This is a genomic window from Microbispora rosea, assembly GCF_900156315.1.
Taxonomy (GTDB): domain Bacteria; phylum Actinomycetota; class Actinomycetes; order Streptosporangiales; family Streptosporangiaceae; genus Microbispora; species Microbispora rosea.
Genome location: NZ_FTNI01000011.1, coordinates 77784 through 91150 on the forward strand (window position 1 = coordinate 77784; position 13367 = coordinate 91150).

The 13367-nt window shown below is 73.1% G+C and carries 14 protein-coding genes; 5 read left to right on the top strand and 9 right to left on the bottom strand.

The window, feature by feature from the left end:
- Nucleotides 1-6: 6 nt before the first annotated feature.
- Both BXA11_RS43925 and BXA11_RS43930 read right to left on the bottom strand, forming a co-directional pair.
- Nucleotides 7-456, bottom strand: coding sequence for a DUF3237 domain-containing protein (locus BXA11_RS43925; RefSeq protein WP_076435729.1), 450 nt, complete (start codon nt 454-456; stop codon nt 7-9).
- Nucleotides 453-1634, bottom strand: coding sequence for a flavin-dependent oxidoreductase (locus BXA11_RS43930; RefSeq protein WP_076435731.1), 1182 nt, complete (start codon nt 1632-1634; stop codon nt 453-455). Before BXA11_RS43930 ends, BXA11_RS43925 begins: the two co-directional genes overlap by 4 nt.
- 83 nt (nt 1635-1717) lie before the next feature.
- Here BXA11_RS43930 and BXA11_RS17420 point away from each other — a divergent pair, with 83 nt between their 5' ends.
- Together BXA11_RS17420 and BXA11_RS17425 are read left to right on the top strand one after the other, a co-directional pair.
- Nucleotides 1718-2260: a MarR family winged helix-turn-helix transcriptional regulator gene (locus BXA11_RS17420; protein ID WP_197042492.1), complete on the top strand. Its 543-nt coding sequence runs from the start codon at nt 1718-1720 to the stop codon at nt 2258-2260.
- A gap of 116 nt (nt 2261-2376) precedes the next feature.
- Nucleotides 2377-2574, top strand: a complete 198-nt coding sequence (locus tag BXA11_RS17425; RefSeq protein WP_030506630.1) for a hypothetical protein — start codon at nt 2377-2379, stop codon at nt 2572-2574.
- A gap of 73 nt (nt 2575-2647) precedes the next feature.
- Here the strand turns inward: BXA11_RS17425 and BXA11_RS17430 are convergent, their stop codons facing one another.
- The 4 genes from BXA11_RS17430 to BXA11_RS17445 all read right to left on the bottom strand — a co-directional run bounded on the left by BXA11_RS17430 (nt 2648) and on the right by BXA11_RS17445 (nt 8144).
- Nucleotides 2648-3070 (bottom strand): DoxX family membrane protein, encoded by a 423-nt coding sequence (locus BXA11_RS17430; protein WP_076435733.1) that lies wholly within the window; start codon nt 3068-3070, stop codon nt 2648-2650.
- Nucleotides 3071-3236: 166 nt separating this feature from the next.
- Complete coding sequence (locus BXA11_RS17435; protein WP_076435735.1) at nt 3237-6080, bottom strand: FAD-binding and (Fe-S)-binding domain-containing protein; 2844 nt, start codon at nt 6078-6080, stop codon at nt 3237-3239.
- 38 nt (nt 6081-6118) lie between these two features.
- The gene (locus tag BXA11_RS17440) at nt 6119-7132 is read right to left on the bottom strand and encodes a zinc-dependent alcohol dehydrogenase (RefSeq protein ID WP_076435737.1); all 1014 of its coding nucleotides are present in this window, start codon (nt 7130-7132) and stop codon (nt 6119-6121) included.
- 82 nt (nt 7133-7214) lie between these two features.
- On the bottom strand, nt 7215-8144 hold the full coding sequence (locus tag BXA11_RS17445; protein ID WP_076435739.1) for an SMP-30/gluconolactonase/LRE family protein: 930 nt from the start codon (nt 8142-8144) through the stop codon (nt 7215-7217).
- 382 nt (nt 8145-8526) lie between these two features.
- Here BXA11_RS17445 and BXA11_RS17450 point away from each other — a divergent pair, with 382 nt between their 5' ends.
- Nucleotides 8527-8859, top strand: a complete 333-nt coding sequence (locus BXA11_RS17450; RefSeq protein ID WP_204053695.1) for an ester cyclase — start codon at nt 8527-8529, stop codon at nt 8857-8859.
- An 18-nt stretch (nt 8860-8877) separates the two neighbouring features.
- Here the strand turns inward: BXA11_RS17450 and BXA11_RS17455 are convergent, their stop codons facing one another.
- Nucleotides 8878-9561: a TioE family transcriptional regulator gene (locus BXA11_RS17455; protein ID WP_076435741.1), complete on the bottom strand. Its 684-nt coding sequence runs from the start codon at nt 9559-9561 to the stop codon at nt 8878-8880.
- A 90-nt stretch (nt 9562-9651) separates the two neighbouring features.
- Here BXA11_RS17455 and BXA11_RS17460 point away from each other — a divergent pair, with 90 nt between their 5' ends.
- On the top strand, nt 9652-10830 hold the full coding sequence (locus tag BXA11_RS17460) for an erythromycin esterase family protein (RefSeq protein ID WP_076435744.1): 1179 nt from the start codon (nt 9652-9654) through the stop codon (nt 10828-10830).
- Nucleotides 10831-10908: 78 nt separating this feature from the next.
- Here BXA11_RS17460 and BXA11_RS17465 read toward each other — a convergent pair whose 3' ends face one another.
- Nucleotides 10909-11475: a TetR/AcrR family transcriptional regulator gene (locus BXA11_RS17465; protein WP_076435747.1), complete on the bottom strand. Its 567-nt coding sequence runs from the start codon at nt 11473-11475 to the stop codon at nt 10909-10911.
- Nucleotides 11476-11596: 121 nt separating this feature from the next.
- Here BXA11_RS17465 and BXA11_RS17470 point away from each other — a divergent pair, with 121 nt between their 5' ends.
- Entirely contained in the window at nt 11597-12523 is a 927-nt protein-coding gene (locus tag BXA11_RS17470; protein ID WP_076435968.1) for an SDR family oxidoreductase, read from the top strand.
- A 91-nt stretch (nt 12524-12614) separates the two neighbouring features.
- Here BXA11_RS17470 and BXA11_RS17475 read toward each other — a convergent pair whose 3' ends face one another.
- The gene (locus BXA11_RS17475) at nt 12615-13262 is read right to left on the bottom strand and encodes a 4'-phosphopantetheinyl transferase family protein (RefSeq protein WP_076435749.1); all 648 of its coding nucleotides are present in this window, start codon (nt 13260-13262) and stop codon (nt 12615-12617) included.
- Between the last annotated feature and the right edge of the window lie 105 nt (nt 13263-13367).

The window sequence follows — 13367 nt, forward strand, 5'->3', positions numbered from 1 at the left end:
GGCTCCTCAGGTCAGGGCATAGGCGTCGTAGTGCACCGCGGCGGCCACGCGGGCGGCCGAGGCCACGGCGAGGGTGCGGTTGAGCCACAGATATCGATCGTCGCCGGTCTCGAAGCGGCAGAACAGCCGGAAGTAGTACTCCGACGGGTCCACGTGCTCACCCCGCCCGAGGCGGCCGAGCACCTCGGGGGAGCCGTGCCTGACTCCGCTGGTGGTGATGTAGACGTGCGCGCCGTCGTGGGTGCGCAGCGTGTAACGCGTGTCGATGCTGATCATGCCGTCGGCGTGGACGACCTGCCAGTCGGCCCCGCCGGGCAGCACGGCGCCCGACAGGCGAGGACCGTCGAACGTGCCGCCGACGATGTTGACCACACGGCGGTGGCCCCACTGCGAGTCGCCGAGGTCGAGCACGGGGTCGAGATCCACGTGGAAGGTGGCGAGCGGTTCAAGGTTCACGAGACGGCACTCCGATCGACGCTCCACGAGGGGCGTTCGCTGAGCGAGGCCGGGTCGAACCCGGCGGTCCGCTTGTAGGAGGCGGCGATCTCCGCCCGCTCCTCGTGGGGGATGACCCGCTCGATGTCGTCGAAACCTTCGGGCGCGCGCTCGTGGGCGAGCTTCATGACGACCTCCGGGCCCATCTCCCGATTGGACAGCTGCAGCGCCGTCGTGGCCGGCCGGCGCATCTCCTCGTACGCCGCCAGGTCGCCCTGGGCGAGGGCGTACGCCAGCACGCGGGCGTCGATGATCGCCTGGGAGGCGCCGTTGGAGCCGATCGGATACATGGCGTGCGCCGCGTCGCCGAGGAGCGTGATGCCGTCGAAGGTCCATCGGGGCAGGGGGTCGCGGTCGACCATCGGGTACTCGTACGCGGCCTCGGCCCCGGCGATGATCCCGGGCACGTCGAGCCAGTCGAAGCGCCAGTCGGCGAAGTGCCTGCCGATCTCGGCCAGGTCGGCCGAGCGGTTCCAGTTCCCCCGATCCGGGGCGTCGCCGTCCAGCGGCCGCTCCGCGATCCAGTTGATCAGCGTGCGTTCGCCGGTCTCGATCGGGTAGGCGACGAACTTCTGCGTGCCGTCACCAGCCATGATCATGGATCGGCCGGTGAGGAACGGCTCGCCGTAGGTGACGCCCCGCCACAGGACCAGGCCGTTCCACGGCGGCGGGCCCTCGCCGGGGTAGAGATGGGCGCGCACGGCCGAGTGGATCCCGTCCGCGCCGATGAGCAGGTCCTCGTCGCCGGGGCCGGTGATCCTGCTTCCGCTCCGTACGGAGTCCGGGCCCAGCCGCTCGATCACCGCCTTCAGCAGGAGCATCTGGAGCGTCCCACGATGGACGGAGTACTGCGGCCAGGCGTAGCCGGCGGCGACTCCCCGGGGTTCGGACCAGATCGGCGCGCCGTAGCGGTTGAAGTAGGCCAGTTCGGCCGTGGCCACGCCGATCTCCGCCAGCCGGTCGGCCAGCCCCAGCTCGGTCAGCTCCCGTACGGCGTGGGGGAGGAGGTTGATCCCGACGCCCAGCGGCCGGATCTCGGGGGTGGCCTCGTGCACGGTCACGTCCTCGAACCCGGCCGCGTGCAGGCTGAGTGCGGCGGTCAGCCCGCCGATGCCCGCTCCGGCGATGACGATGCGCACGAGGGCCTCCGGGGAAATGAGGAGAAGTTGTTATGGCCGTAACAATATTCACGGCACTCCTGCGGCTACGCAAGACTTGACCGATGGACAGCGAGCCCGGCACCCGGCCGGATCCCGGCGGGGACACGCCACCGGACCTGCGGTACGCCGCCTACGCGCGCGAGCGCCTGGCGGCGATGTCGCCTCCGGCCGACGCGGAGGCGTTCGCGCTGGCCTATCACCTGCTCCAGCTCGCCTACGTGCTGGTCACCGACCTGGAGACCCGCATCCACCGCCCGCGCGGCCTGACGCTGCCCGGTTTCCGGCTGATGTTCAAGCTCTGGCTGCTCGGCCCCACCCAGCCCGTACGGCTCGCCGAGATCTCCGCCATGTCGAGGTCCGCGGTGACGAACGCCGTCAACACCCTCGAACGCGGCGGCCTGGTCGAACGGCGACCGGTGCCCGAGGACGGCCGCGCGGTGGTCGTCGCGCTGACCGAGGCGGGCGAGGCGGCCGTGCGTGAGGCATTCGCCGAGCAGACCCGCAGGGAGCGGGAGTGGTTCGCCTGCCTCGGCCCCGTCGAGCGCGAGCAGATGACCGCCCTGCTGGCCCGCATCCTCCGTGCCCGCCCGGCGGATCTTCTGTAGCAGGGACGAACATCGGCAGGGACAAACCGGGGTGGCTGCCCAGAAGCTACGCGTACAGTTCTCGCAGGCGTCCCCGGGGGGCGGGACGCGCCCGCTTCACCGTGAGGACCGCACCCGTGGCCGTTTCCGAGCAGTTCCCGCCGTTCGCGGCACCGGACGCCGACGCCGCAGCCGAGGACGAGCCCGGTGCGGAGCCGGACCCGTTCCCCGGCGACACGCACTGGTACGACCTGCCGGACGACGACGCCGCGCCGGAGGAGGACGAGCCCCTCACATTGGGACGTCGTCTGCGGCGCGCGCTGGGAGGGCGCTGACGCGCCTTCCCGAAGAGCACGCTGACACGCTGCCCGCCAGATGGCGCTGACGCGCCTCCCGCAGGCGGCAGGGTCAGCCGTCGCGCCGCCGGGTCGCGGCGTCGGCGAGCAGGCCGAGCCCGACGCCCAGCATCCACACGTCCTTGCTGATGCCGGTGCCCGCCGGGGACGGCCAGACGCTGCCGGGCTTGCGCAGCGCGGGCGTGCGCAGGTAGAGCGCGACCAGGCTGCCGGAGAATCCGGTGAGCGCGGCTCCGGCGACCGCTGCCGGCACGAACGGCGTCAGGAGCGCCACGCCCGTCGCGATCTCGGTCGCGGACAGCAGCTTGAGGAACCGGCGCGGCGGGACGGACTTGAGGAACGGGAAGGCGGCGGCCGTGCCGTGGAGGCCGGCGGCCTGCTCGTCGCCGCCGTTCCACTTCTCCAGGCCGGAGTGCAGGATGTACGCACCGGTGGCCACCCGCCCCGGCACCTCCCGGGCCCTCAGGAACTTCATGGGCGACTCCTGTCCGTTCTGGCCTATGCCGTCCGCCCTGCGACGATACTCGCCGGGCGGACGGAACCGGCGTCCGGGGCCGTCGGAGGAGGCGGAGGCGGCGGCGCGAGACGGCGTCGCGCCGGAGCAGGTTCCGGAGCAGGTCCGGAGCAGGTCCCGGAGCCCCTCAGGCGGTGATCTCGTCGAGCAGTTCGAGCAGGTGGTGGTAGGTCTTCCCGGTGGCGCGGGTCATGCCGATCTCGCAGGTGCGGTTGACCGACGCGTGTGCGGCGAAGCCGCCCTCGGCCACCGAGGCGGCCTCGGCGCGGGTGGCGGAGGCGGTCAGTTCCGGGTGCAGCAGCCCCCGGTCGCCGGCGAAGGCGCAGCACTGCCAGCCGTCCGGGACGACGACCTCCTTCGCGACCGCCTCGGCGACCTGGGCGATGGCGGCGTCGAGGCCGAGCCGGGCGGACGAGCAGGTCGGGTGCAGGGCGAGCGAGGCCCGCCTGCGGTCCTCCGGCGGCTGCGGCAGCCGCGGCAGGACGTGCTCGGCCACGAAGGTCACGGCGTCGAGCACCCGGACGACGGGCGAGGCCGCGCCCGTGGGCGGTTCGGCCCCCGCCGCGGTCAGCCGTTCGAACCCCTCCGTGCAGGAGGCGGCGTCGCTGACGACCGGAAGCCTGCCGCCGTCGGTCGCGGTCAGGAGCGCCTCCCGCACCCGGCGGCGCATCACCTCGTAGCCCTCGCCGAAGCCCTTCGAGGACCACGGGGTGCCGCAGCACAGGCTCGCGACGCCCTCCGGCACGTGCAGCCGCAGGCCGGCCCGCTCGGTCAGCCGCAGCAGCGCGGCCATGACGCCGGGCCCGCCGTCGGCGGGGGCGAACATGGTGTTCAGGCAGGACGGCACGTACACGGCGTCCGCGTCGTGACGCGGCGCCGCGTGCCGGGGCGTGCCGCCGCGCGGCAGGTCGCGGGTCCACTGCGGCACCGCGTCGGGGCCGGCGACGGCGCGGGCGGCCCGGCTGGCGCCCTCGGCGAGCCGGGCCGGGGACGCGGCGGCCGCGTCCATCGCGAGGTCCATGGCCCGGGTCACCCCGTCCCAGTGCTTCGCGGCGGCCTTCCAGCCCGCCCGTGCGGAGCGGCCGTGCCGTTCGGCGCGCAGCCGTTTGGTGAGGTCGCCGGTGTTGATCAGGACGGGGCAGGCGGTGGCGCACATGCCGTCCACGGCGCAGGTGTCGACGGCGTCGTAGCCGTACTCCTCGGTGAGCTGCCGGGCGAGCGCCTGGTCGCCGGCCGCTTGGGCCGCGGCCAGTTCGCGGCGCAGCACGATGCGCTGGCGCGGGGTGGTGGTCAGGTCGCGGCTGGGGCAGACCGGCTCGCAGTAGCCGCACTCCACGCACCGGTCGACCTCGGGCTCGACCGTGGCGACGGTCTTGAGGTCGCGCAGGTGCGCCTTAGGGTCCTCGGTGAGCACGACGCCGGGGTTGAGCGTGCCGCCGGGGTCGCACAGCCGCTTGACCTCCCGCATCACCTCGAACAGCTCCTCGCCGTACTGGCGGCGGACGAAGGGGGCCATGACCCGGCCGGTGCCGTGCTCGGCCTTGAGCGTGCCCCCCCGCGACAGCACGGCGTCCACCAGGTCCTCGGTGAAGTCGGCGTAGCGCCGCAGGTCGGCGCCGAAGCGCTCGTTGAGCATGAAGTGCAGGTTGCCGTCCTTGGCGTGCCCGAAGATCACGCTGCGCTCGTAGCGGTAGCGGTCGAACAGCCCGGTCAGCGCGTCGCACAGGCCGGCCAGCGCGGGCACCGGGACGGCCACGTCCTCAAGCAGCGCGGTGGTGCCGGACGGCCGGGCGCCGGCGACCGCGGCGTACAGGTTCTTGCGGATGCGCCACAGGGCCGCGCGGCCGGCGCTGTCGCCGCTGAGCCGGGCCGGAGCGGCCAGACTCATCCCGGCGAAGACCTGCCCGGCCTCCCGCTCGCGTGCCGCGAGCAGCTCCGGGTCGGACTCCTGCCACTCCACCAGCAGCGCCGCGTGGTCGCGCACCTCCAGTGTCCGCAGCACCTCATCGGCGTACGGGTCGAGCCGGGCCACCCGCAGCGACTCCGCGTCGAGCAGCTCGACGGCGGCGGGCCCTGCCGCGACCAGTTCGGGCGTGGCGGCCATCGCCTCCCGCAAGGCCGGGAAGACCAGCAGGCCGGTCGCGGCCAGACGGTGCGCGGGCACGGTGCGCAGCACCGCCTCGGCGACGAAACCGAGAGTGCCCTCGCTGCCGACGACCAGGTGGGCGAGGATCTGTGCGGGGCTGTCGTGATCGAGGAAACTGTTCAGGCCGTAGCCCATGGTGTTCTTGATCGAGAACTGGCCGGCGATCCGGCGCACCGAGTCGGCATTGCCGCGGATCCGGTCGCGCAGCTGTTCTAGCCCCTGGGCCAGGGCGGGTTCGAGAGCGCGCAGCCGCGCGTCGGCGTCGGGCGCTCCGGTGTCGATCACGGTGCCGCTGGGCAGCACCACGACCATCGACTCCAGAGTCCGGTAGGTGTTGGCGTGGGTGCCGCAGGTCATCCCGCTGGAGTTGTTGGCCACCACCCCGCCGATCGTGCACGCCGACTCGCTGGCCGGGTCGGGGCCCAGCCTGCGGCCATAGGCGGCCAGACGGGCGTTGACCTGCCGCAGCACGGCCCCGGGCTGCACCCGCACCCGCTCACCGCCGTCGAGCACCTCGACATCCCTGAAGTGGCGGCGGGTGTCGACCAGCAGGTGGCTGGTGACGCCCTGCCCGGACAGGCTGGTGCCGCCGGACCGGAAGGTCAGCGGCAACCCGGTCCGCATCAGCGCCGCCACCTGTGCGGCGTTCTCCGGCACCACGACCGCCTGCGGCGTCAGCAGGTAGTGCGAGGCGTCGTGCGCCATGCCCAGCCGGTCACTCACCCGGGACCGGGTGATCCCCGGTGCGGCGGCCTCCACCGCCGCCAGAACGGCGGGGTCCGCCGGGGCGATGCGGTGCGGGGGATCCACGTGGATGAGGCTCATGATTGAAGGCTTCCGTCCGGAGGCGCCGCTGCGCCCCTTTATCGCCGAGGGTCGATGTGGATCTTCGGGCCCGGACCCGCGCCGGCCGGGCGGCTCCCCGCCAGCACACCGGCGGCGTCGTCCAGGCCGACAGTGGCGGCCACGAGCGGGCGGGCGTCGACCGACCCGTCCGCGTACGCCTCGATGGTCCCGGCCAGACCGGCCGATCCGCTGAGCACGCCGACGGCGGTGACGTCCTTGAACGCGAGGTCGCGGGTGTCGATGCGGCTGGGGGACCCGGCCAGGCCGACATAGACTACCCGGCCCGCGGGCCTGACCAGGTCGAGCGCGAGCGCGGGCAGGTCCGCCGCGTTGGACGCGTCGACCACGGCGTCCCACTGCAGGGACGGCAGTGACGCCCGCGTCCACGCGCCCGCGAAACCGAGGCCGCGGGCCAGCCGGAGCGTGGGCTCGTCGCGGCCAATCAGATGCACCTCCGCGCCCCGCGCCCGTGCGAGCAGCGCGACGAGCAGGCCGATCGTGCCCGTGCCCAGCACCAGCAGCCGGTCGCCGGGTTGCAGGGCGGCGCCGCGCACCGCGCGCAGGGCGCTGCCGCCGGGTTCGACCAGCGCGCCCATCGTCGCGTCGATCGTCACGGGCAGCGCGTGCAGCGCCCGCGCCGGTACGGCGAGCCGCTCGGCCAGCGCCCCCGGGAAACCCCGGCGAATGCCGATCTCCGCCCGGTCGGGACAGACATGGTGCAGTCCGTCGCCGCAGAAGCGGCAGCGCCCGCAGCCCAGCATGGTGTCGCCGGTGACCCGGCGGCCCAGCCAGCCGGGGCCGACGCCGTCCCCGAGCGCCGTGACCACGCCGCACCACTCGTGGCCGGGACGCAGCGGATACCAGGCGTGGCCGGAGTGCAGGTAGCTCATCTCGCCGGTGAACAGCTCCACGTCCGTGCCGCAGACGCCGACCCGCTCGACCTCGACGACCACCTGCCCGGGCGCGGCGACCGGCGGTTCGAGGTCGACGACCTCGGCCCTGCCGGGGCCGGTGATGACCAGTGCCCGCACTACCGGGAGAAGGGGACGGGCGCGACGGCGCCGATGCGGGCGAGGGGCACGGTCGTGTCTCCTTGAGGGGGATCGGGGTTCATCACCATTGAGGCGGCACCCAGTAGGGCGTCGCCAGGCCGCGTACGCCCACTCGGGCGGTGAACAGGTGGCCGGACCCCGGGTGCTCGGCCAGATCGACGCCACTGGAGGACGTGGTGATGACGAGCACGTCGAGATCCGGTCCGGCGAAGGCTGGGCAGGTGACGTTGGGCGCGCCGACCTCCACCGTGGCGAGCAGGCGACCGCCGGGGTCGCGGCACTCGACCCGGCCGCCGCCGAAGATCGCGATCCACAGGTTGCCCTCGATGTCGGCGCACATCCCGTCGGGCATGCCGTCGGTGAGCGTGAACAGCTCCCGCCGCGGCCCGGTCTCCCCGGTGGCCGGGTCGTAGTCACGCTCCCACACCACGTGCGGCGTGCTGTCGATGCTGTACAGGCGGTCGCCCGCGGGGCTCCAGGCCAGGCCGTTCGACAGGGTCAGGTCGTCGTCGAGGCGGACGCAGGCCGTGCCGTCGAGGCGGGCAAGCACCTCCTGGCCCTTCCGGTCGTCCAGCGCCATGCTGCCGATCAGGAAGCGCCCGGCCGGATCGACCGCTCCGTCGTTGAGCCGGCTCGGCGCGCCGGGAGGCAGCACCCGGGCGAGCTCGGTGCGGCGGCCCGCGGTGCCGACCCGGGTGAGGACCTCGCGCTCGGCGACGACGAGCTGTCCGTCGGCGGAGACGGCGACCGCGCCCACCGTGTTGCCCGCCGTGTTGCCCGCCGTGTTGCCCGCCGTGTTGCCCGCTGTGCCGAAGGTGTGCGCCGTGGTGGCGGCGACGGCGCCGGTCGCGGGGTCGAGCCGTCCCTCGTGCACCGCTGCCGCGTCGATGTCCACCCACAGCAGGCGCTGCCTGTCGGGATCCCACACGGGGCCCTCACCGAGCGCGTACACCTCGCCGGAGGCCTGAGTGGCGGTGAACTGCCCGGTCATACGACCTCCTGGCCGGCGTTGATCGCACGGATGGACGACAGGCCGCCGGATACCGCCCGCGGGGGGGCGAGCGGCAGCGCGGTCGTGTTCCGGATACTAGAGCCGATTTCGGGCGGGAGAAAAGGTCCTCTCGGGATCTTCGGGGCGGACGACCCCGTCGAGGACCCGCACGCCTCCGCCCGCGGGCCGCCTGGCTCGGCCTCGTCCGCACCGGTGAGCGCGTCGCTCACCTTCCGGGCGCCGGGGGGAATGGGCCCACCATCAGGCGCCGCGTCACCGTGGTGTCGTATGAGCCGGTGATGGTCGCATCGGGGGAGCGAAGATCACGATCTCGAAGCAGCCATGCGGTGTTTCGCGCGTGACGCCGTCTAATGTCGGTCCGGTGGGCGCGGCCGAGGGGCACGAGCAGATCGGCTGGTACTTCGAGCACCTGCTGCAGGCCTTTCCGGATCTCCAACTCACACCGTGGTGCAAGGTTCCTGTGTTCGATCCGGCCGTCTCGGCCGTCTCCGAGTACGTCATGACCGGCACGCACCTCGGGCCGCTTCTGCTGCCCGGAGGGTCGGCGCTTGAGGCGACCGGGCATCGCATCGCGGTCCGCGCAGCGGGGTTGTGCACCATCGAGAACGGGCTGATCATCAGCGACCGGGACTACTACGACCAGCTGGAGCTGTTCAGCCAGCTCGGCCTCTGCCTGCCGGAGGCGGTCGCCTGACGCCCTCGGGACCCGGCCTCAGGATTCGCGGGCGCGGAGGTACGCGTCCAAGTCGGCGGCGCCCCTGAGCATGGCGCGGCCCCGGGCGGACAGGCGGGCCTGCCAGTCGCGCAGGGTCGACTCCAGCGGGGCGACGCCTCCGGCGGAGCGGACCTGCGCGATCAGCGGGGCGATCTGCTCCAGCAGATAGCCGCCCCGCCTGAGTTGGTGGGCCAGCCGGACGTCGCGTACGTCGGCAGCGCCGTAGATCCGATAGCCCGTCCGCGGATCGCGGCGCGGCCGGACCAGCCCGGCCTTCTCCCATTTGCGCAGGGTGGCGGGCCGGAGGCCGAGCCGTCTGGCCAGGGGCCCGATGAACGTGTCGCCGCGCTCCTGCGGCACGGGCGCCAGATCGCGGAGCGCGGCCTCGACGGCCTGGAGGGTGCGGCGGTCGTCGAGGAGCTGACCGTGACTCTCGTCGACGAGCCGCAGCGCGTCCTCGGCGGCGCCCCGGTTGACCGCCTGCATGATCGACGTGGCCGTCTGATGCCCGTGTCCGGGCACGAGGGAGAGGAACGCGCGCAGGGCGTGCGCGTGCAGCGGCGTGTAGGTGCGGTAGCCGTGGGCGGTGCGTCCGGCGGCGGGCAGGATGCCGGCGTCCTCGTAGTTCCGGATCGCCTGGGTGGACAGGCCGTGCTCGCGCGCCAGGTCCACCGGCCTCATGGATGCATCACCGATTGAAGGTCCAGTGCGATGAGAGCGGGGTTTTCGGGCAAAAGTTTACATTGAGGGTTCAACGATAGCGTCAAAGGTATGGATATCAAGGACACGGCCCGGCCGCTCGACGGCGCGGGAGTCTCGGCGTTCCTGCGGTCGCTTCCCGCCCGCCCGCGGCTGCTCGGCCTGGGCGAGGCCAGGCACTTCGTGGAGGAGCTGGGCGAGGTGCGCAACGAGATCTTCCGGCATCTGGTCGAGCACGAGGGCTACCGGTCGTTCGCCATCGAGAGCGACTGCCTCATGGGCCTCGTGGTGGACGACTACGTCACGACGGGCGCGGGCACGCTCGACGACGTCATGGAACGCGGCTTCAGTCACGGCTTCGGCGCCTTGACGGCCAACCGCGAGCTCGTGCGCTGGATGCGGGCGTACAACGAGGAGCACGACGAGAAACTCCGGTTCTTCGGGTTCGACGGCCCTCTGGAGTACTGGGCGGCGAGCCCGCGCCAGGCGCTTACCGGCCTCTACGCCCTCCTCGACGGCCCGCTTCCCGGCACTGTGGTGAGCCGGGAAACCCTCGACACGCTGCTTGGCCCGGACGACCGCTGGTCGAACGAGGCCGCGGCCATGGACCCGTCCCAGTCGATCGGCCGGTCCGCCGACGCCCGGCGGCTGCGGCTGATCGCCGACGACCTGGTGGCGCTGCTCGAGACGCAGGCGCCGCAGCTGAGCGCGGAGGACGGGGACCGGGCGGCGCTGTACGCGCGCACCGCCGTCGGCCTGCTCCGCTACCACTACTGGATGGCCGACGCGTCCCCGGCGCGGTGGACCCGGCTGTCGGCCTTGCGGGACGCGATGATGGCCGCCAACCTGCGCGCCGTCGCCGAGAACGGCCCGGCTCTGGTCTTCGCCAGCAATCTCCACCTGCAGCGCGACAAGAGCGTGATGCCGTTCGGCGACCAGCAGCTGGAGTGGTGGAGCGCGGGGGCGATCACCGCGACGCACCTGGGCGACCGCTACGCCTTCCTGGCCTCGGCCTTCGGCGCCGCCGGCGACGACATCCCGCCACCGGACACCGTCGAGGGCATCCTGTCGACGCTCCCGTGGGACCACTGCCTGATCGACGCCCGCCGCCTGGCCGAGGTCGTCACGAAGGCCGTCACGAAGCCCGCCCCCCGCGTCTCCCGCGACTTCGCCTATTTCCCGCTCGACCCGGCTCGGCTCGGCGTGATCGACGGCGTGGTCTTCCTCAAGCAGGTCGCCACACGGGGTTGACCGGAACGCGCGCGCGTTGAGGCCGGATCGACACGCGCGCGCGTCAGTCCCGGGCCGATCCGCGCGCCGGCGGAGACGTCACCTGCCCGCCGTCACGGCCTTAAGCTCGTCGAACGACTCCCGGACGATCTGCGACAGGTCCGGCTCGGCGGGACCGCTGATCCAGCGTTCGAATGCGACCTTGAAGGCGGCGACGCCCGCCTCGGCGGCCAGGCTCGCGGCCGGATCCGCGACGCCGCGCCGCCGGAGCGTGTCGGCGAGCGTCGCGGACCACCAGGCGAGCTTGATCAGCTCGCGCTCCCGCAGTTCGGCGTTGGCGGCGATGACCGACTGCCGCTGCAGGGAACGCTCGCGGCCCTCCTCGAACAGGACGCCGACCTTCTCGAAGGCCGCGGCCACCGCGTCGATGGGCGCCATGGAGTCCGGGGCGCCGGCGACCGCGTCCGCGAGGTGCTCCCGCAGCTCGTCCGAGCCAGAGAACAACACCTCACGCTTGTCCGCGAAGTGCCGGAAGAATGTGCGCTCGGTCAGCCCGGCCCGCTTGGCGATCTCCGCCACCGTGGTCTGCTCGTAGCCGCGCTCGACGTAGAGCTCCAGCGCCGCCTTCGCGAGACGGCCGCGCGCGTTCGGCTCCCATCGACCCATGCCTCGGATCCTACCTGGATGACAGTCACTGACATCGGTGCTAACTTGATGGCAGTCACTGACATGCCCTCCCCGGAGCGTGTTCCCCGGGTGGAGGGCGACCAACCGCTTGGAGTACGTCATGCGTGTATTCGTCACCGGGGCCTCCGGCTGGATCGGCTCGGCCGTGGTCCCCGAACTCATCGGCGCGGGGCACGAGGTCGTCGGCCTGGCGCGGTCCGACGCCTCGGCCGCCGCACTGGCCAGGGCCGGGGCCCAGGTGCGCCGCGGCACTCTCGACGATGTCGGCACCCTGCGCGACGCGGCCGCGGCGTCGGACGGCGTGATCCATCTCGCGTTCAAGCACGACATCGCCTTCAGCGGTGACTTCCAGGGCGCCGCCGACGCGGATCGCCGCGCCGTCGAGACGTTCGGCGAGGTGCTGGCGGGCTCCGACCGCCCGCTCGTCCTCGCCTCCGGGATTCTCGGGCTCACGCCCGGGCGGGTGGTGACCGAACGGGACGGGCGTGATTCGGCCGCCGACGCGTCGCACGACGACGGCCCGCGCGCCCGGCAGGCCACCGCGCACAGGACGCTCGACCTCGCCTCCCACGGCGTCCGCTCGTCGGTGCTGCGCCTTCCCCCGACGGTGTACGGCGAGGGCGACCACGGCTTCATGGCGGCCCTGGTCGGCATCGCCCGCGACCGGGGCGTCTCCGGCTATGTCGGCGACGGGTCCAACCGCTGGCCCGGGGTGCACCGGCTCGACGCCGCGCACCTGTTCCGCCTCGCGCTGGAGAAGGCCCCGGCGGGATCGGTGCTGCACGCCGTCACCGACGAGGGGGTGCCGATCCGCACCGTCGCCGAGGTGATCGGCCGCCACCTCGGCCTGCCGGCGGTCTCGATCCCGAGCGAGGGGGCGGGCGCGCACTTCTCCTGGCTGGGCGGCATGATCGGGCTCGACGCCCCGGCGTCGAGCGCGCTGACCCGTGAACTGCTGGGGTGGCAGCCGGTGCAGCCGGGGCTGGTCGACGACCTCGACAAGGGCCACTACTTCCGCGCGACGTGACCGGCGAGCGCTGACCGGAACCGGCGAGCGGCCGCCGCGCCGGTGCGGCTCGCTACTGAATCGTCAGGGCGGGTTCGTCAGGATGGGTTCGTCAAGGCCGGGGGAGGGCGATGGAGGTCGCGATGAGCCGGTCGCTCACCGTCCACCGGCCCGGCAGGTCGTTCGTTCCGATGGCGGGGTCGGCGACCAGGAGCCGTGCGCGGAACGTGCCGGAGGGCTCGATGTCCACGACCGCCTCGGAGAAGTCGAGCCAGCGGCCGGCCAGCGGGAACCACACCTTGTAGACCGACTCCTTGGCGCTGAACAGGATCCTGTCCCAGCAGACCGCGCCGTCCGCCTCGCCCATCACCCGGAGGGCGGCGATCTCCTCGGGAGAGGCGATCGTGGGAAGGACCTCGTCGGGGAGGGGTTCGTGCGGTTCCGCGTCGATGCCGACCGCGCGTGCGACGTCCGCGGGGGCGACGGCCGCCGCGCGGTAGCCCGAGCAGTGCGTGATGCTGCCGACCGTGCCGGCGGGCCAGACGGGCGCGCCCCGCTCGCCGCGCGGAATCGGCGCCGGTGTGACGCCAATCCGGGCCAGTGCGAGCCGGGCGCAGTGGCGTCCGGTGACGAACTCCCGCCGCCGCCGGTCGACGGCCCGCGAGATGAAGGGCCTCTCCTCGGGGAACAGCGTCTCCTCCGGCGCGTCGCCGAACTTCTCGGCCGACGCCACCCACGAGGGCAGGATCGCATCGATCACGCGGCCGTCCCCGGCGCCGTGGACATCCCTTTCACCGAGGCGGCCATGTGTGGAGAGTACAGATCGCCGCGCCGCAGCGGAAGATCGATTCAGGCGCCTGCGAGA